General features: G+C 61.7%; 15 protein-coding genes. 4 read left to right on the top strand and 11 right to left on the bottom strand.

Annotated elements, in window-relative coordinates; genetic code table 11:
• Positions 1 to 103: 103 nt before the first annotated feature.
• Positions 104 to 676, top strand: coding sequence for a hypothetical protein (locus AB4O22_RS29295; protein ID WP_460095651.1), 573 nt, complete (start codon positions 104 to 106; stop codon positions 674 to 676).
• A gap of 359 nt (positions 677 to 1,035) precedes the next feature.
• A complete protein-coding gene (locus AB4O22_RS29290) occupies positions 1,036 to 1,248 on the top strand; it encodes a cold-shock protein (RefSeq protein WP_003206294.1) in 213 nt (70 codons plus the stop codon).
• Positions 1,249 to 1,351: 103 nt separating this feature from the next.
• Here AB4O22_RS29290 and fdhA read toward each other — a convergent pair whose 3' ends face one another.
• From fdhA to AB4O22_RS29250, 8 genes are all read right to left on the bottom strand, one after another.
• Positions 1,352 to 2,551, bottom strand: a complete 1,200-nt coding sequence (gene fdhA / locus AB4O22_RS29285) for a formaldehyde dehydrogenase, glutathione-independent (protein ID WP_003206297.1) — start codon at positions 2,549 to 2,551, stop codon at positions 1,352 to 1,354.
• Between the two features lie 181 nt (positions 2,552 to 2,732).
• Positions 2,733 to 3,590 carry a formyltetrahydrofolate deformylase gene (gene purU, locus AB4O22_RS29280; RefSeq protein WP_003206299.1) on the bottom strand — a complete coding sequence of 286 codons (858 nt, stop codon included), beginning with the start codon at positions 3,588 to 3,590 and terminating at the stop codon, positions 2,733 to 2,735.
• Between the two features lie 182 nt (positions 3,591 to 3,772).
• Positions 3,773 to 4,405, bottom strand: a complete 633-nt coding sequence (locus AB4O22_RS29275) for a sarcosine oxidase subunit gamma (protein WP_028237469.1) — start codon at positions 4,403 to 4,405, stop codon at positions 3,773 to 3,775.
• Between the two features lie 135 nt (positions 4,406 to 4,540).
• Complete coding sequence (locus AB4O22_RS29270) at positions 4,541 to 7,558, bottom strand: sarcosine oxidase subunit alpha (protein ID WP_460095649.1); 3,018 nt, start codon at positions 7,556 to 7,558, stop codon at positions 4,541 to 4,543.
• Complete coding sequence (locus AB4O22_RS29265) at positions 7,555 to 7,884, bottom strand: sarcosine oxidase subunit delta (protein ID WP_003206305.1); 330 nt, start codon at positions 7,882 to 7,884, stop codon at positions 7,555 to 7,557. Before AB4O22_RS29265 ends, AB4O22_RS29270 begins: the two co-directional genes overlap by 4 nt.
• A gap of 14 nt (positions 7,885 to 7,898) precedes the next feature.
• A complete protein-coding gene (locus tag AB4O22_RS29260) occupies positions 7,899 to 9,149 on the bottom strand; it encodes a sarcosine oxidase subunit beta (protein WP_003206307.1) in 1,251 nt (416 codons plus the stop codon).
• 21 nt (positions 9,150 to 9,170) lie between these two features.
• Positions 9,171 to 10,424 carry a serine hydroxymethyltransferase gene (gene glyA, locus AB4O22_RS29255; protein ID WP_003206308.1) on the bottom strand — a complete coding sequence of 418 codons (1,254 nt, stop codon included), beginning with the start codon at positions 10,422 to 10,424 and terminating at the stop codon, positions 9,171 to 9,173.
• A 315-nt stretch (positions 10,425 to 10,739) separates the two neighbouring features.
• Positions 10,740 to 11,444 (bottom strand): TraX family protein, encoded by a 705-nt coding sequence (locus AB4O22_RS29250; RefSeq protein ID WP_223474953.1) that lies wholly within the window; start codon positions 11,442 to 11,444, stop codon positions 10,740 to 10,742.
• Positions 11,445 to 11,639: 195 nt separating this feature from the next.
• Between AB4O22_RS29250 and AB4O22_RS29245 the strand changes: the two genes are divergently transcribed.
• Positions 11,640 to 12,680 (top strand): threonine aldolase family protein, encoded by a 1,041-nt coding sequence (locus AB4O22_RS29245; RefSeq protein ID WP_003206313.1) that lies wholly within the window; start codon positions 11,640 to 11,642, stop codon positions 12,678 to 12,680.
• A gap of 134 nt (positions 12,681 to 12,814) precedes the next feature.
• Here AB4O22_RS29245 and gbcB read toward each other — a convergent pair whose 3' ends face one another.
• Positions 12,815 to 13,915 (bottom strand): glycine-betaine demethylase subunit GbcB, encoded by a 1,101-nt coding sequence (gene gbcB / locus AB4O22_RS29240; RefSeq protein ID WP_003206314.1) that lies wholly within the window; start codon positions 13,913 to 13,915, stop codon positions 12,815 to 12,817.
• A gap of 283 nt (positions 13,916 to 14,198) precedes the next feature.
• On the opposite strand from gbcB, the gene gbcA reads away from it, so the two are divergent.
• Positions 14,199 to 15,494 (top strand): glycine-betaine demethylase subunit GbcA, encoded by a 1,296-nt coding sequence (gbcA, locus tag AB4O22_RS29235; protein ID WP_003206316.1) that lies wholly within the window; start codon positions 14,199 to 14,201, stop codon positions 15,492 to 15,494.
• Positions 15,495 to 15,622: 128 nt separating this feature from the next.
• On the opposite strand, the gene AB4O22_RS29230 is transcribed toward gbcA, so the two are convergent.
• Positions 15,623 to 16,867 (bottom strand): metallophosphoesterase, encoded by a 1,245-nt coding sequence (locus tag AB4O22_RS29230; protein WP_003206318.1) that lies wholly within the window; start codon positions 16,865 to 16,867, stop codon positions 15,623 to 15,625.
• Positions 16,868 to 16,894: 27 nt separating this feature from the next.
• The gene (locus tag AB4O22_RS29225) at positions 16,895 to 18,763 is read right to left on the bottom strand and encodes a c-type cytochrome (RefSeq protein WP_460095648.1); all 1,869 of its coding nucleotides are present in this window, start codon (positions 18,761 to 18,763) and stop codon (positions 16,895 to 16,897) included.
• Positions 18,764 to 18,779: the final 16 nt, after the last annotated feature.

The raw sequence follows: 18,779 nt of genomic DNA, 5'->3' as shown, positions 1-18,779 counted from the left end.
AGTCATGGCAACCGCGTCACGGTTCCAGCACCGCCGCTCAACGCCCCCTGCCATCGCCTGCGTCATTGCCGTACAGTGCGGCTTCCTCCAACAGAGTTTGCCCATGAACGTAAAAATCGGTGGCGCCACCCTTGTGGTCATCCTGACCGGCATGCTCATTGTCCTGGGCGTCAACGAGTGCCAGCGTGGCCCATTGAATCCGGAACTGGCCGACGGCACCAGCGAAGAACAAAAGACCTGGCTGACCATCGAGCACCGCATCAAGCGCTCCGACCCGACTCTCACCGATGTGACCCGCGACCAGCAAACGCTGACCGTGCTTTACCGTCCAGGTGCTTGCGCGGATGACTGCGAGCCCTGGGTCCCACACATGCTGCGCGTTGTCGGCCATGGCCTGGCAGCGCTCAATGGCTCACCAGGGGGCAAGCAATACACGCAAGTGACGGTCAAGGCGCGACTGCTTGCCGACGATGACGTGGAACTGGTCTACGACATGCGGGGGTTCGACGCCATCAAGACCCAACAAGGCGGCTATGAAACCTTTGCCGGCATGCCTCGCAGCCTGAGTTTCAGCGCCGACGTCCTGGCCCAGGCGCAAGCCTATTGCCAAGGCCCTAGCGCCAAAGGTTTCTACCCTGAATTCTGCGAACGGGTCGGGACCGCATCTGCCCTGTAGGAGCTGGCGAAGCCTGCGATCTCTTGATCTTTCGCTTGAGACTCAAGTGTCTGGGAAAAGATCGCAACCTCGTTTCACTCGACAGCTCCTACGGACGATTCCGTTGCGCGGTGGCTGCGATGTGCTGGACGTGATCGGTCGACGCTTGCAGGCACAAGCCATGGCATGACAGCTGCGGCAGTCATCCAACTATCAACGCACAATCCGTTATTTCTTCTCGGTATTGCCTACTGTCAACTCTGACAGTAGGCAACTGCGGGTGCCGACTCTAAGCTCCAGCCGAGACAGCGAAAAACAAGGCTCTGGGCAAACCACAGTCCCTGTGCCTTTCTTCATTCGGGCAAGCAGGACAATAAAAAATGAACGACCGAATCAAAGGAACCGTTAAATGGTTTAACGATGCAAAGGGCTATGGCTTCATTACCTGCGGCAAAGGAGGCGAGGAATTGTTCGTTCATTATTCGGCAATAGCTGGCGAAGGTTATAAAACGTTGAAACAGCGGCAGACCGTTTCGTTTGAAGTCGAAAAGGGAGGCAAAGGCATGCAGGCCGCGAAAGTGACGCCGGAATAACGATCGGTCAGGGCTATCACTATCAGTGCCAGGATGAGGTTTTCAAACCAATAAAAAAGGGCGACATCACTGTCGCCCTTTTTTCCGTCTTGCCCTTTACCGCTTACGCCGCACTGAACAACTTGTGCGGGTCAATCACAAACTTCTTCGGCACGCCCGCATCGAACTCGCCGTAGCCTTTCGGCGCGTCGTCCAGGCTGATGACCTGCACGCCGACGATTTCAGCAATGTTGATACGGTCCCACATGATCGCCTGCATCAGTTGGCGGTTGTACTTCATCACCGGGGTCTGGCCGGTGTGGAAGCTGTGGGATTTAGCCCAGCCCAAGCCGAAGCGAATGCTCAGGCTGCCCATTTTCGCCGCCGCATCGACAGCGCCCGGGTCTTCGGTGACGTAGAGGCCAGGGATGCCGATCTTGCCGGCTACACGGACCACGCCCATCAGCGAGTTGAGTACGGTGGCCGGGGCTTCGTGCTTGACGCCGTCATGGCCATGGCCGCGGGCTTCAAAGCCTACCGCATCGACGGCGCAATCGACCTCAGGCTCGCCCAGCAGCGCGGCGATCTGTTCGTGCAACGGGGTGTCCTGGGACAGGTCGGCGATTTCGAAACCCTGGGCCTTGGCGTGCGCCAGGCGGACCGGGTTGACGTCGCCAATGATCACCACTGCTGCACCCAGTAGGCGAGCGGAAGCAGCGGCCGCCAGGCCAACCGGGCCAGCACCAGCGATGTAGACAGTGCTGCCAGGGCCAACGCCGGCGGTGACAGCGCCGTGGTAGCCGGTCGGCAGGATGTCGGACAGGCAGGTCAGGTCGCGGATTTTCTCCATGGCCTTGTCGCGGTCCGGCAGTTTCAGCAGGTTGAAGTCGGCGTACGGCACCAGCACGTATTCGGCCTGGCCGCCGGTCCAGTCGCCCATGTCCACGTAACCGTAGGCACCGCCGGCACGGGCCGGGTTGACGGTCAGGCAGACACCGGTGTGTTGCTCCTTGCAGGAACGGCAGCGCCCGCAAGCCACGTTGAACGGCACCGACACCAGATCACCGATTTTCAGGTTCTCGACGTCGCTGCCCTTTTCGATCACTTCACCAGTGATTTCGTGACCCAGGACCAGACCAGTCTGGGCAGTGGTACGGCCGCGCACCATGTGCTGGTCGGAGCCGCAGATGTTGGTGGAGACCACGCGCAGGATGACACCGTGCTCAATCTTCCTGCCGCGCGGGTCCTGCATTTTTGGATAGTCGATTTTCTGTACTTCGACCTTGCCGTTGCCGAGATACACGACACCACGATTACCAGACATGCTTTCACCTCGCTGTTGTTTTTGTGGAACTGCGTTGCCCAGGCAGGCAGCGCGTTGATTGCTCGGGTTAGTGCTTGTGTCTTTGTTTCTTTGTTGTCTGTAAGGGCCTCATCGCGAGCAAGCTCGCTCCCACAGTTGATCGCGTACTCCCTGTGGGAGCGAGCTTGCTCGCGATGTCGGTCTAAAGAACGACAGTGCGATTGGCGTTCAAGAACACCCTTCGTTCGATGTGATACCCCACGGCCCGGGCCAGGGTGAGCCCTTCGATGTCCCGGCCCTTGGCGATCAGGTCTTCGGGATAGTGGCTGTGGTCCACCACTTCCACGCCCTGGGCGATGATCGGACCTTCGTCCAGGTCGTTGTTGATGTAGTGCGCCGTGGCGCCCACCAGCTTCACGCCTTTGTTGTAGGCCTGGTGATACGGCTTGGCGCCCTTGAAACCCGGCAGCAGCGAGTGGTGGATGTTGATCGCCTTGCCGTCGAGCTTGCGACACAGCTCCGGCGACAACACTTGCATGTAGCGCGCAAGGATCACCAGTTCGGCGCCGGTGTCTTCGATCACCTGCCACACCTGCCGCTCCTGGGAAGGCTTGTCGTTCGGGTCCAGGGGGAAATGGTAGTAGGGAATCTGGTGCCAGTCGGCCAGCGGCTTGAGGTCGGGGTGATTGGACACCACAGCCACCACGTCCATGGACAACTGGCCGATGCGCTGGCGGTAGAGCAAGTCGTTGAGGCAGTGATCGGCCTTGGAGACCATGATCACCACTTTGGGCCGGTAGTTGGGCGGCGTCAGTTCGAAAACCATGCCGAAGGCTTCGGCACGCTCGGCCAGGCCGGAACGGAAATTCTGCTCGTCAAAACCTTCCGGTTGGCGAAACTCCACGCGAATGAAGAAGCGTCCCGAGAGCCGGTCGTCGAAGGAGTGGTGCTCGGTGACGTAGCAGCCCTGCTCGAACAGAAAGCGGGTCACCGCGTCCACCGTGCCGAGCACGCTGGGGCAGTCGGCAGTCAAGATCCATGTGTCTGGGGCGCGGCTCATTGCGGTGACTCCTGTTTGTTATGGATAACCCCCCGCCGGACACAGAACCTGTGGCGGAGGATTTATCTGTGGGAGCAAAGCTTGCTCGCGATAAAAACAACGCGGTCTATCTGGAACTCAAGCGCCTGCATCGCGAGCAAGCTTTGCTCCCACAGTTTTGCTTCCACAAGGACTGCAGTGTTTCAGGCCTGCACGCTCAAGCCATACTCAGCCGCGGCATCCTGCAACCACAGCCACCAGTAATCCGAGAAGCTGCGGCGGATCACCAGTTCCCAGGTGTCTTCGCCCGTGTGGCGGATCACCAGTTGCGACTTGGCGAACACCGTGCCCACGGCCTTGCCCACCGGGAAGTTGCTTGGGTGAACGTCATAGCTGGTGGACTTCATCAGCACGTCGCGCACGTTCGGGCCGGACAGTTCGAGGATCTGCTGGCCGCCGCTGACGTTGACGATCTGGATGTGCAGCTCGCCCAGGGCTTCGCGCAGCTTCTGCTCGGCGGTGAATTCTTCGCCAGTGGGCACCACCAGCAGCCATTCATCCGGGCCAAGCCATTGCAGGCTGGTTTCACCCTTGACGATGACGGTCAGCGCACCTGGCAATTCCAGGCCCAGGGCCTTGTGCACACCGGCGGCGAACGCCGGGTCGTGACCGTCGCCACGAAGGGTCAGGTGACCCAGGAGTTTTTTCTCGCGCACGGTCACACCGGCGTTCTTGCGGCCCTTGCCCACCAGGCTGGCGAGGTCGGCATGGTGCAGCGACGACTCGGCCTTGGCCCCGGTGGTTGGGCGTTGTTGGTACACGTTGACTGCGGTCATATGGAGCACCTGTCTCGTAGATTGATCGTTCCCACGCTCTGCGTGGGAATGCCGCCATGGACGCTCTGCGTCCGCTTTTGGGACGCGGAGCGTCCCGGGATGCATTCCCACGCAGAGCGTGGGAACGATCAGGTATCAAATATTCTGCCGATCCCCTTTCGGATCGAAGAACACCGAAGAAACGATCTCTGCCTCGATCACGCTGCCGTCGGCCAATGGCGCGAACACCCGCTCGCCCATCCGCTTGAGGCCGCCCCTGACCACACCCATGGCAAATGAGTAACCCAGGGAGTTGTGGGCATAGCTGGAGGTCACGTGGCCAACCATGGTCATCGGGATCGCCTGCTTGGTGTTGAACACCAGTTGCGCGCCTTCCGGCAGCCAGACATTCGGGTCGATCGGCTTGAGGCCCACCAGTTGCTTGCGGTCTTCACGCACGCAATCTTCGCGATTCATGCCGCGCCAGCCGATCCACGAGAACGGCTTGGTCCGCCCTACACACCAGCCCATGTTCAGGTCGTCCGGGGTCATCGAGCTGTCAGTGTCCTGACCGACGATGATGAAGCCCTTCTCGGCCCGCAATACGTGCATGGTCTCGGTGCCATACGGGGTCAGGTTGTACTTCTTGCCCGCCTCGACGATCTGCTCGAGCACGCCCATGGCGTAGTCGGCCTGCACGTTGATTTCGTACGACAGCTCACCGGTGAACGAGATCCGGAACACCCGCGCCGGCACGCCGCCCACCAGGCCTTCCTTCCAGGTCATGAACGGGAAAGCGTCCTTGTCCAGGTCGATGTCGGTGACGTCGCTCAGCAGCTTGCGGCTGTTGGGGCCCGACAGGGTCATGGTCGCCCAGTGGTCGGTGACCGAGGTGAAGTACACCTTCAGGTCCGGCCATTCGGTCTGGTGATAGATCTCCAGCCATTGCAGCACGCGCGCCGCGCCACCCGTGGTGGTGGTCATCAGGAAGTGGTTGTCCGCCAGACAGGCTGTCACGCCGTCGTCGAAGACCATGCCGTCTTCCTTGCACATCAGACCGTAGCGGGCCTTGCCCACGTCGAGCTTGGTCCAGGCGTTGGTGTAGACGCGGTTGAGGAACTCGCGGGCGTCCGGGCCCTGGATGTCGATCTTGCCCAGGGTGGAGGCGTCCAGCAGGCCAACGCTGTCGCGCACGGCCTTGCATTCGCGCTTGACCGCGGCATGCAGATCTTCACCGTTCTTCGGGAAGTACCAAGGGCGCTTCCACTGGCCGACGTCTTCGAACTCGGCACCGTTCTTCACATGCCAGGCATGCAGTGCGGTGTAACGCACCGGCTCGAAGATGTGCCCACAGTGCCGGCCAGCCACCGCGCCGAAGGTTACCGGCGTGTAGTTCGGACGGAACATGGTGGTGCCCATCTGCGGGATGCTCACGTTCAGCGAACGTGCCGCGATGGCCAGGCCGTTGACGTTGCCCAGCTTGCCCTGGTCGGTACCGAAGCCCAGTGCGGTGTAGCGCTTGACGTGTTCCACCGACTCGAAGCCTTCGCGGGTGGCGAGTTCGATGGCGGCGGCGGTGACGTCGTTTTGCAGGTCGACAAATTGCTTCGGCGCCCGTGCAGTGGATTTTTCGTGGGGCACCTGGAACAGCGCCAGGGTTGGCTCTTCGTGACGGCTCAGGGCTTTGGGCAACACGCCCTCCACTGCCTTGAAGCCGGCTTCGTTGGCCGCGCGCACGCCGCCTTCGAAACCATCGGCCAAGCTATCACCGAGGCTGTAGACACCGTTCACTCCACCGACGCACACGCGCTTTTGCGGTGCTTCGCCCGGTACGAAACCGAGGATATCTTCACGCCAGATCGGCTTGCCGCCCAGGTGCGAAGCCAGGTGAACCACCGGGCTGTAGCCGCCGGAACTGGCTACCAGATCGCAGTCCAGCCATTCGCCGGGGCTGGTGACTTTGTGGGCACGGACGTCGATCGCGGCAACACGTGCCCCGGTGACGCGCTTGCTGCCGCGGGCCTCGATCACGGCGCTGCCGGTGAGGATGCGAATGCCCTTGGCGCGGGCTTCTTCCACCAGCGCACCACGCGGGTTGCTGCGCGCATCGGCAACGGCCACCACTTGCAGGCCGGCGTCGAACCAGTCCAGGGCCACGCGATAGGCATGGTCGTTGTTGGTGCTCAGCACCAGTTTCTTGCCCGGTGCCACGCCGTAGCGACGCACGTAGGTGGACACCGCACCGGCCAGCATGTTGCCCGGCACGTCGTTGTTGCCGTAGACCAGCGGACGCTCGCAGGCGCCGGTCGCCAGGACCACGCGCTTGGCGCGGACGCGGTTGATGCGCTGGCGAACCTGGCCGATGGGCGCTCGATCACCGAGGTGGTCGGTAAGGCGCTCATGGATGGTCAAGAAGTTATGGTCGTGGTAACCGTTCACCGTGGCGCGAGGCAGCAACACCACTTCTGGCATCGAGCGCAGTTCAGCCACCGCCGCAGCGACCCATTCGATCGCAGGCTTGCCGTCGAGGCTCTCGCGGGAGTCGAGCAGGCTGCCGCCGAACTCTTCCTGCTCATCGGCCAGGATGACGCGCGCACCGCTGCGGGCCGCGGCCAGTGCGGCGGCCAGGCCGGCAGGGCCAGCGCCGACGATCAGCACGTCGCAGTGGCGGTTCATGTAGTCGTAGGTGTCCGGATCGTTCTCGGTCGGCGAGCGACCCAGGCCGGCAGCCTTGCGGATGTACTTCTCGTAGGTCATCCAGAACGATTGCGGGTACATGAAGGTTTTGTAGTAGAAGCCCGGCGGCATCAGTTTGCCGCCGACCTTGCCGAGAATGCCCATCATGTCGTTGTTCACGTTCGGCCAGCCGTTGGTGCTGGTGGCGACCAGACCCTGGTACAGCGCCTGTTGCGTGGCGCGCACGTTAGGAATTTGCGTGGCTTCGGTGGCACCGATCTGCAGCACGGCGTTCGGCTCTTCGGCACCGGCGGCGAAGATGCCGCGAGGACGCGAATACTTGAAGCTGCGGCCAATGATGTCGACGCCGTTGGCCAGCAGCGCAGCAGCCAGGGAATCGCCCTCGAAGCCTTTGTAGGTCTGGCCGTTGAAGGTGAAGCTCAGCGCTTTGTTGCGGTCGATCCGTCCACCGTTGGACAGGCGATTGATCTGGCTCATACCTTCTCTCCCAGAGCCTGTGCGGCCGCTTTCGGACTGTCAGCCTTGTCGGTGAATTGCGGCTTTTGGCCGATCTTGTAGGTTTCGAGAATCTCGTAGGTCACGGTGTCGCGGGTCACGTTGAAGTACTGGCGGCAACCGGCGACGTGATCCCACAGCTCATGGTGCAACCCGCGCGGGTTGTCACGGAAGAACATGTAGTCGCCCCACTGTTCGTCGGTGCAAGCGTTCGGATCCAGTGGACGCGGGATATGCGCCTGGCCGGATGCATGGAATTCCTCTTCGGAGCGCAGTTCGCCGCAGTGAGGACAGAAGATGTGCAACATAGGGATTTCTCCTGTTAGTGGGCGACGGCAGCAGCGCCGTGTTCGTCGATCAGTGCGCCGTTGTGGAAACGGTCGATGGAAAACGGCGCGGCCAGCGGATGCATTTCACCCTTGGCCAGGCTTGCAGCGAAGACGTTGCCCGAGCCCGGTGTTGCCTTGAAGCCGCCGGTGCCCCAACCGCAGTTGAAGAACATGTTCGGCACCGGGGTCTTGGAGATGATCGGGCAGGCGTCCGGCGTGGTGTCGACGATGCCGCCCCACTGACGGTTCATGCGCACCCGCGAGAGCACCGGGAACATTTCGACGATGGCCTGGATGGTGTGTTCGATCACCGGGTACGAACCACGCTGGCCGTAGCCGTTGTAGCCGTCGATACCGGCGCCGATCACCAGGTCGCCCTTGTCGGACTGGCTGATGTAGCCGTGCACGGCGTTGGACATGATCACGCTGTCGATAATCGGCTTGATCGGCTCCGACACCAGCGCTTGCAGCGGGTGGGATTCGATCGGCAGGCGGAAGCCCGCGAGCTTGGCCATGTGTCCGGAGTTACCAGCGGTCACCACGCCGACACGCTTGGCGCCGATGAAGCCCTTGTTGGTTTCCACGCCGATGCACACGCCGTTTTCCTTGCGGAAACCGATCACTTCGGTCTGCTGGATCAGGTCCACGCCCAACGCGTCCGCCGCCCGGGCAAAGCCCCAGGCCACGGCATCGTGACGGGCCACGCCGCCGCGACGCTGGACGGTGGCGCCCATCACCGGGTAACGGGTGTTCTTCGAGCAATCCAGGTATGGGATCTCGTCGGCCACTTGCTTGGCGTTGAGCAGCTCGCCGTCCACGCCATTGAGGCGGTTGGCGCTGACACGACGCTCGGAATCACGGATGTCCTGCAGGGTATGGCACAGGTTGTAGACGCCACGCTGGGAGAACATCACGTTGTAGTTCAGGTCCTGGGACAGACCTTCCCAGAGTTTCATCGCGTGTTCGTACAGGTGGGCCGATTCGTCCCACAGGTAGTTGGAGCGCACGATGGTGGTGTTGCGCGCGGTGTTACCGCCGCCCAACCAGCCCTTCTCGACCACGGCCACGTTGGTGATGCCGTGCTCCTTGGCCAGGTAGTAGGCGGTTGCCAGGCCATGCCCGCCACCGCCGACGATGACCACGTCATAGACCTTTTTCGGGGTCGGCGTGCGCCACATCCGCTGCCAGTTTTCGTGATGGCTGAGAGAGTGTTTGAAGAGGCCGAAGCCCGAATAGCGTTGCATAGTCATTACTCCAAAACCGACTCAGCGATAAACCGGGAAGTCCGCGCACAGGGCCGCCACTTGCTGCGCGACATTGGCCTCGACATCGGCATCGCCGAGGTTGTCGAGAATGTCGCAGATCCAGCCGGCCAGCGTGACGCACTGGGTCACCTTGAAGCCACGTGTGGTCACCGCCGGGGTGCCAATGCGCAGGCCCGAGGTCACGAACGGTGATTGCGGGTCGTTCGGCACGGCGTTCTTGTTGACGGTGATGTGGGCACGGCCCAGGGCAGCATCGGCGTCCTTGCCGGTCAGGCCCTGACGGATCAGGCTGACCAGGAACAGGTGGTTATCGGTACCACCGGACACTACATCGTAGCCGCGCTTGATGAACACGCCAGCCATGGCCTGGGCGTTATCGATCACTTGCTGCTGGTAAGCCTTGAAGCCAGGCTCCGCCGCTTCCTTGAAGCACACCGCCTTGCCTGCGATCACGTGCATCAGCGGGCCACCCTGGGCGCCGGGGAATACCGCGGCGTTGAGCTTCTTCTCGATCTCTTCGTTGGCCTTGGCCAGGATCAGGCCGCCACGTGGACCGCGCAGGGTCTTGTGGGTGGTGGTGGTGACCACGTCGGCGTAAGGCAGTGGATTAGGGTACAGACCGGCGGCGACCAGACCGGCAACGTGGGCCATGTCGACGAACAACAGGGCACCGACCTTGTCGGCGATCTGGCGGAAACGTGGGAAATCCAGGGTCTTGGAGTAAGCGGAGAAACCGGCAACGATCATCTTCGGCTTGTGCTCGACCGCCAGGCGCTCGACTTCGTCGTAGTCGATCAGGCCGGTGGTGGTGTCGATGCCGTATTGCACCGCGTTATAGAGCTTGCCCGAGGACGACACCTTGGCACCGTGGGTCAGGTGACCGCCGTGGGCCAGGCTCATGCCCAGGATGGTGTCGCCAGCCTGCAGCAGGGCCAGGTATACGGCGCTGTTGGCCGAAGAGCCGGAGTGCGGCTGGACGTTGGCGTAATCGGCACCGAACAGTTGCTTGGCGCGCTCGATGGCCAGGGCTTCGACTTTGTCGACGTGCTCGCAGCCACCGTAGTAGCGCTTGCCCGGATAGCCTTCGGCGTACTTGTTGGTCAGGCCGCTGCCCTGGGCCTCCATCACGCGCTTGCTGGTGTAGTTTTCTGACGCGATCAGTTCGATGTGATCTTCCTGGCGTTGCTCTTCGGCGTTCATCGCCGCCAGCAGTGCATCATCGTAGCCTTGGATTTGGTCTTGCTTGCTGAACATCGCGTCTCTCCCAGCGGCGGCGGTGCGCCTTTCGTCTCGGTGAGGCACGGACCGTTCGGTCGTGCCCTTTGGATGCGATGGTATGGCTGGCGCAGGCATGTCAAATGCCTATGGACGCCACGCAAAGGTGCGTTTACGACATGGGATCAAAGAGTCGGAGAGCAAGGCCTGCGCGATAGCACTATGGGAGCAAAGCTTGCTCGCGATCCAGGCGCCTCGGTCCATGGGAGCGCGCGGCGCTTTCATCGCGGGCAAGCCTTGCTCCCACTGGCTTTGCTCCCGCGCCTTAGTTCCCAGGATGCTGCTCCCATAGGGTTACTCGACGATATGGCGAACCGCGAGCAGTAACAGGAAATGCGCGGGATAAAGGCCATATGTCCAACGCCGCATCGCCGGTGGATGAAAACGACCCGCGTGTCGCAAAAGCATCAGCCCAAGCCATGGCGCGATCAGGCAAGCCACCAGCCCCCACAACGCCACCCCATCCCCCAGCCATGCCGCGCCATACAACACCCGCCATTGATTGGCCGCCACGCAAACCAACCCCGGCAACAACGCGAAATACCAGGGCCGGCGAAACACCAGCAGCATCGCCAGCGGCAGCAACACACCGAAGAACCCGAACATCAGTTGCGATGAAAACAGTGCCGCCAACAACAACGCCACTGCGGCCAGGCCGCGCGCCTCCAGCGTCGGCACCCGCCAACTGCGCGCCACCAGCAAGCCCAGGACCAGGGTTGGCATCACATTCAGGGTGACGGGATCAGGGATGAACAAGCGGTAGGGGATTTCGCTGACGGCGCTGAATAGCAACAGCCAGCCCAGGTAGCGCCACGGGACGGTGCTGGCATTGTTGCGTGCCAGGTTTGCCGCCATCGCCAGGCAAAACCAGGGAAACGCCAACCGCCCCGGCACATAGAGCCAATCGACGGAGAAACCGACATATCGCAGATGATCGAGCACCATCGCCAACAGAGCCAGCCACTTGAGCAGGTCCAGCGCTCCGTCGCGCCGGCTCATGTATAAAGCCACGCGACGAGATTGATACTTTCCGACAGAAACATCCGGTGTGTTCCCCCGCTAATCTTGGGTAAAGTGCGCACCAACATAGATCACGGCGTTGTGGACCCAAACACGCCGCACCATGGAACGCCCCACCCGGGCATTCCGCCAGGGATCTCTTTATCCAGGACTCTCTATTCAAGGAGCAAGGCCATGACCGACAAGAGTCAACAGTTTGCCAGCGACAACTATTCCGGCATTTGCCCCGAAGCCTGGGCGGCCATGGAAGAAGCCAACCAGGGTCACCAACGCGCCTACGGCGACGACGAGTGGACCCACCGCGCGGCGGACGATTTCCGGGCCTTGTTCGAAACCGACTGCGAAGTGTTCTTCGCGTTCAACGGCACGGCGGCCAACTCCTTGGCGTTGTCCTCACTGTGCCAGAGTTACCACAGCGTGATCTGCTCGGAAACCGCCCACGTCGAAACCGACGAATGCGGCGCGCCGGAGTTCTTCTCCAACGGCTCCAAGCTGCTGGTGGCGCGCACCGAAAACGGCAAGCTGACCCCCGAGTCGATCCGTGAGATCGCCCTCAAGCGCCAGGACATCCACTACCCCAAGCCCCGGGTCGTGACCCTGACCCAGGCCACGGAAGTCGGCAGTGTCTACACCCCGGAAGAAATCCGCGCCATCAGCGTCACCTGCAAGGAACTGGGGCTGAACCTGCACATGGACGGCGCGCGTTTTTCCAACGCCTGCGCCTTCCTCGGCTGCTCCCCGGCCGACCTGACCTGGAAGGCCGGCGTGGACGTGCTGTGCTTCGGCGGCACGAAAAACGGCATGGCGGTAGGTGAGGCGATCCTGTTCTTCAACCATGACCTGGCCGAAGACTTCGACTATCGCTGCAAACAGGCCGGGCAACTGGCCTCGAAGATGCGCTTCCTCTCCGCGCCCTGGGTCGGTTTGCTGCAAAACCAGGCCTGGCTCAAGCACGCCCGCCACGCCAACCACTGCGCCCAATTGCTGGCAGAGCTGGTCAGCGACATTCCCGGCGTGGAACTGATGTTCCCGGTTCAGGCCAACGGCGTGTTCCTGCAACTCTCGGAACCGGCCATCGCCGCGCTGACCGCCAAGGGCTGGCGTTTCTACACGTTCATTGGCAAAGGCGGCGCACGCTTCATGTGCTCGTGGGATACCGAAGAAGCACGGGTGCGGGAATTGGCGGCGGATATTCGGGAAGTGATGGCAGGCTAGGAAAGCCGCCCCGGCCTGTCATGCCCGCCGTGGTGAAAGAGGCTTACTGTGGGAGCAAAGCTTGCTCCCACAGGGCTTTGCTCCCACAGACCTTAATCCCACGGGAGGTGCTCACCGCTACTTGGATGGGCAGATCAGAACTCGATCCGCACATCCCCCTTCGGCACGCTGCAGCACGACAGGATGTAGCCCTCGGCCTCGTCGTCCTCGGTGATCCCGCCGTTGTGGTCCATTTCCACTTCCCCGCCCAGCTTCAGCACCTTGCAGGTGCCGCAGATGCCCATGCCGCAGGCCTTGGGGATCATCATGCCGAGCTTGGCGGCGGCGGCGTGTACGGTTTCTCCCGGTCCCACGCGGATGCTCTTGCCCGAGGAGGTGAACTCCACCAGGTGCAAGTCCGCAGCGTCGACTTCAGGGGCGTCGGCGGCCTGTTCGGCCTGCTCCACTGCGTCGGCGCGGGCTTCCGGTGGCGTGGCGCCGAAGGATTCCTCGTGATAACGCTTCATGTCGTAGCCGGCCGCTTCCAGCAGGCGCTTGACTGCGGTCATGTACGGGGTCGGGCCACAACAGAACACCTCGCGATCGAGGAAGTCGGGCACCATCAATTCCAGCATCTTGTGGTTCAGATAACCGCGATAGCCGGCCCAGGGCTCGCCCAGGCCATGTTTTTCGCAGATCAGGTGCAAGCTGAAGTTGTCGATCCGCGACGCCATGTGTTCCAGCTCGCGGTGGTAGATGATGTCCTTGGGCGAGCGGGCACTGTGGATAAAGGTCATGTCGACATTGGCGTTGGTGTCGTAGAACCAGCGCGCCATGGACATGCATGGCGTGATCCCCACGCCACCGCTCAGGTACAGGACTTTCGGGCTCGGGAAATCGATGGCGTTGAACAACCCCACCGGCCCGTGCACCGCCAGCTCCTGGCCTTCATGCAGAGTGTCGTGCAACCAGTTGGAAACCTTGCCCCCCGGTACGCGCTTGATGGTCACCGAGAAACTGTAGGGCACCGACGGCGAGCTGGAGATGGTGTAGGAGCGCATGACCGGCTGGCCTTCGATTTCCAGCTCCAGGGTGACGAATTGCCCAGGCTTGAAAAAGAACAGGATCGGCTGGTCAGCCATGAAGCAGAAGGTGCGCACATCCCAGGTTTCCTGGATGACTTTGACGCAACGTACGATATGTCGGCCATTGGCCCAGGTCTGGGTCGTGACCGGGTTCAGGAAGTTATTGGACATGCTGATCTCCACGGCCGACTGTCGGCCTTCATGAGGGCGATTGTGCGCAGGCGCCTGGGTGACCATTTACCTATCTGCGACATTCACATACTTATCGCGACCAGCCCCCAACTACCGGGGCTTGCGCGTCGGGAACAGATTGGGCCATGTCGCCCATGGATAAGGTTCGGCCCCTGCGCGGCCCCACACTCGCCCCAACAGATAAACAAAGTTTTCTGCCTTGCGTAGCACAACCGATTAGTCATTTTTCGCCGGCCACATAGAGGGCCATGAGGATAAAACGATGGACGTCACCACTACCCTTAGCCTGGGCGATCCGCTGGAACCCGCACGCAAGGCCACCGCGCAAATGCTGCAAGAGCGTGAGCGCACCTTTTCGCTGCCGCAGCCGTTCTACTCCGATGAGCGCCTGTTTGATATCGATATGCAGGAAATCTTCCAGAAAGAATGGTTGATCGCCGGCATGACCTGCGAAATCCCGGCCAAGGGCAACTACCTGACCCTGCAAGTCGGCAAGAACCCGATCATCGTGATTCGCGGTGCCGAGGGCGTGGTGCATGCGTTCCATAACGTCTGCCGCCACCGCGGTTCGCGGCTGTGCACCAGCGACAAGGGCAAGGTCGCCAAACTGGTCTGCCACTACCACCAGTGGACATACGAGCTGGACGGTCGCCTGCTGTTCGCCGGCACCGAGATGGGCGCCGACTTCGACATGAAGCAGTACGGCCTCAAGCCTGTGAACGTGAAGACCGCTGGTGGCTACATCTTCATCAGCCTGGCCGAGAACCCGCCGGCCATCGATGACTTCCTGTCGACGCTGAACCATTACATGGAACCGTACGACATGGAGAACACCAAGGTGGCGGTGCAAACCACCTTGATGGAAAAAGCCAACTGGAAACTGGTGCTGGAAAACAACCGTGAGTGCTACCACTGCGGCGGCGCGCACCCGGAACTGCTCAAGACCCTGCTGGAATGGGACGACGTCACCGACCCACGCGCCGACCAGGCGTTCAAGGACCACGTGGCTGCCTCCGCCGCTGCCTGGGACGCCGAGAAGATCCCCTACGCCCACGCCAGCTTCGGCCTGCGCAACCGCATCGTGCGCATGCCGCTGCTCAAGGGCACCGTGTCGATGACCATGGACGGCAAGCAAGGCTGCGCCAAGCTGATGGGCCGCATCAAGAACCCGGACCTGGGCTCGATGCGCATCCTGCACCTGCCGCATTCGTGGAACCACTGCATGGGCGACCACATCATCGTGTTCACCGTGTGGCCGATCAGCGCGCAGGAAACCATGGTCACCACCAAGTGGCTGGTGCACAAGGACGCGGTCGAAGGCGTGGACTACGACGTCGCGCGCATGCGCCAGGTCTGGGACGCCACCAACGACCAGGACCGTCGCCTGGCCGAAGAAAACCAGCGCGGCATCAACTCCACCGCCTACCAGCCAGGCCCGTACTCCAAGACTTACGAGTTCGGCGTGGTGAACTTCGTGGATTGGTACAGCGAGCGCATGCTCAACAACCTGGGGGCCGAACCGGCGCCGTACCTCAAGGGCGTTCCGGTCCAGGGCTAAAATCCAAAGCTTCGGTTGATGATCGTCCCCACGCTCTGCGTGGGGATGCAGCCCGGGACGCTCTGCGTCCCAAAAGCGAACGCGGAGCGTCCGTAGAGGCATTCCCACGCAGAGCGTGGGAACGATCTTCAGTGGGAAGACCACCGCACACTGCCATCCTCCCCATAAAACGTCTCGACAATCTCCTCCCCCTTCAGCCGCACCTTCACATACCCGTTCAACACCCGCTGCGGATACGCCTCGTCTCCCGCCAACTGCGTTTCCGACCACAGCACCCGGGCATGCCCATTCAACTCGCTGGTAGTACCGTAGGGAATCGCTCCGTGCCCGGCGCAGCGCGCATGCAGCCCGCCTTGCGGCGCGTAGCAGATACCGTTGTGCAGATGCCCCCAATACCAATAATCCGGCTCGCGCCCCAAGGCATCGCACACCGGTTGGTAAAGCGCCGTCTTGTTGTGCCCGGAAATATCAAAACCCTGGTGATGACTGAGTACCATGAGTTTCTTGCGCTTGGGCAGGGTCTTCATCCACTCGATCTGCTGGGTGTTGAGGGTGCCGTCCATGTACAGGTTCATGGCGTCCGAGGCGTAAGCACTGTCGAGGCCGACCACCAGCCAGTCGTCGTTATACAAGGCAAAGTAACTGGTGCCTTGCTGCACCGGGAAACGCTTGGACAGTTCCTTGAAATAGCCGTGGGCACCGCTGTACATCTCATGGTTGGAATTGAGAGTAAACGCGCCATGCTTGCCCTGGGGCCAGCCGACCATGTCGACGTCTTCCTGGGAATGGGTGCCGGCGTAATACACGTCGCCCAGATGGATGGTGAAATCGGCCAGGGCCAGTTGCATCTGGTTGGCCACCGCCACCGCCGGGGCATGACTGTCGAACGGCCCGGTGCCCCAGTCGCCAGCGATGGCCAGCACCACGTCGCTGTCCATTTTCACCAGCGCCGGGTTGGTGGCGAACGGCGCGTGGTGGCGCAGGTTCTCGATCCACTTGAGCAGCGCCTCGCTCCACAACAGGTCCAGCAGCTCCCATTTGCGGCAGCCGAGCAAGGTGCCGTCCTTGAGTACCCGGGTCGGCAACTCGTCCTCGCTTTGCGGCAGGGGCGTGGCGTTGCCGATCTTGAGGATCGACAAGCCGTGGGACAACTCCCACGGCACGGCCGGTTCGTCGTCCGGCAGGTCGCCATGCTCGATGACATGCTGGGCCTGGTCGTGGCCTCGCTGCAGCAGCTTGACGATGGCCTGGAACTCCTCGGGCTCCAGGTCGTTGACGAGTTTCTTCCAGGACATTTCCAACCGCGTGACCAACCCGTGCAGGCGGACCTTGACCTTGTCGAACTCATGTTCCCAATGGTGCAGTAATGACATGTGAACGCTCCTTCGCAATGCCCTGGGCTACAGGGTCTTCATGAATTCGATCAGGGCCCGTTTGTCGACGTCCGACAGCTGCGTGCCATACAGGTGGCCGCCGTTGTGGTTGCCTTCCAGACGGGTGTCGTATTTGAAATCCGCCGACGCCTTCATCTGCGCGCCACTGGTGATGAAGCCGACTTTCTGCGGGTCGTAGATGTCGGAGCCGGTGTAGAACACCTGCGGACGCTGCTCCGGCGCTTGCAGCAAATCCCACAGGGTCGGCACCGAACCGTTGTGCAGGTACGGCGCGCGCAGCCAGATGCCGTCGGTGGGCGTGTTGCTGTAGCTCTGGGTCTTGCGGTAGGCGTTGAAGTCGAATGGCGGTTTCTTGAAGCCGTGGAACGCCGTCACCAGGCCGGTGGTGAAGGAATTCAGGCGATGGGGATCGGTGCCCAACTGGTCGATGTTGGTGGTGACCTGGCCGGTGTCGCTGCGGCCAAAATCATGGCAGCCGGCGCAGTTTTTCTCCCAGATCGGTTTGCCCTGGGCGACTTTCGCCTGGTCCAGGGCGAACGGCCAGGCCGGTGCCTTGTGGCCCAACAGCCAGTTGGTCACGCGATTGAAACTCGGCGGCAACACCGATTGCGGCGTCGCCCCCACGGCCATCGCCGCTGCGTAGTTGCGTTCGTGGATCTTGTTGTTATTGCCATCCCAATGCAGGTACATGGACTCGCGCGGTTTCTGGTTCCAGACCTGCGGCAGATCCACGGTGCCGATGGTGGAGTCATCCGGGAAGCCGAACACCACCATTTTGGTCGGATTGAAGGTGTCGGTCCGCCCTGGCCCCTGGGCCGGACGCAGCTTCTGCCAGGCGTAGGCCTGCTTCTGCTTGAGCAGCGCACTCTTGGCCATCGGGATGATCAGGTAACGGTTGTACAGCTTCTCGAAAAAACCCAGTTGGAACTTGCTGTTGATCGCCGCCATGACCGCATCGGGGGTGAATTTCGGGTCGCTGGCGCAATCGTAGGCAAACCACTGGAAGGCTTGCAGTTGCAGGGTATTGGCCGGTGCGGTGGCGACCGGAACCGCTACGTCACTGGCGTTGGCCCGGTAGGAACCGGTGTGGCACAGGGCGCAGTTCGGTTCCACCGTGGGGTAGCCGAGCTGCCGCTTGGCCATGCCAATGGGCAGACCGTTGCCGTTTTCGTAGAGAAAACCGAACACCTCGTAGCCGCCCGGCTTGGGCAGTTTTTCCGGGCACATCTGTGGCAGCACGGCGAACAGGTAGTACGGAATCCGCGCCTCGATGCCGAGGCCAATGGCGGCGTATTTGTAATGGTCTTCATCTGAGGCGAAGTCCGGTTGCGGCACTTCCCGGATCATCTGGTACCAGGTCTGGTAGCCGATGAAGCCCAGCACCAGCAGCACCACCAGCGTGCCGACCTTGAAAGCGTGGCTCTGCCAGCGCAGCGCCCAGCCGGCACGCCATTCCCGCCAGCCGGCGCAGAGCAAGGCCAGCGGGCGATTGGCCGCTGGGCAGCCGAGGTACAGCAGCACGCCCAGGATCAGGAACATGCTCAGGTCGCCCATCAACATCGGCACGAACACCTGGCCCTGGTTGTTGGTGTTGATCAGGTAGATCCAGAACACCACAGCCACCAGCCGCGACAGCACGCACAACCACGAATGCACGACGAAACGCGGCGCGTTGAACCCCGAGGGCATGTAGAACAGGCTGATTCCCACCAGCAACATGCCGGCGTTTTCCAGCCAGGGATCGGATAACACGGGCGGCAGGCCGAGCATGGACGTCAGCAACGCTGGCGCAAACAGCGCCGGAATCGCGAAGAACATGTTCATGACGATCCCGACCCAGATGATGCGTTGGAACCAGCGGATGTAAGTGTTCATGGCATCCTTTTCCTTA

It is taken from the genome of Pseudomonas sp. S3_B11 (assembly GCF_054667715.1).
The sequence above is the reverse complement of the archived record's forward strand: the minus strand, read 5'-3'. Positions and strand labels throughout refer to the sequence as shown.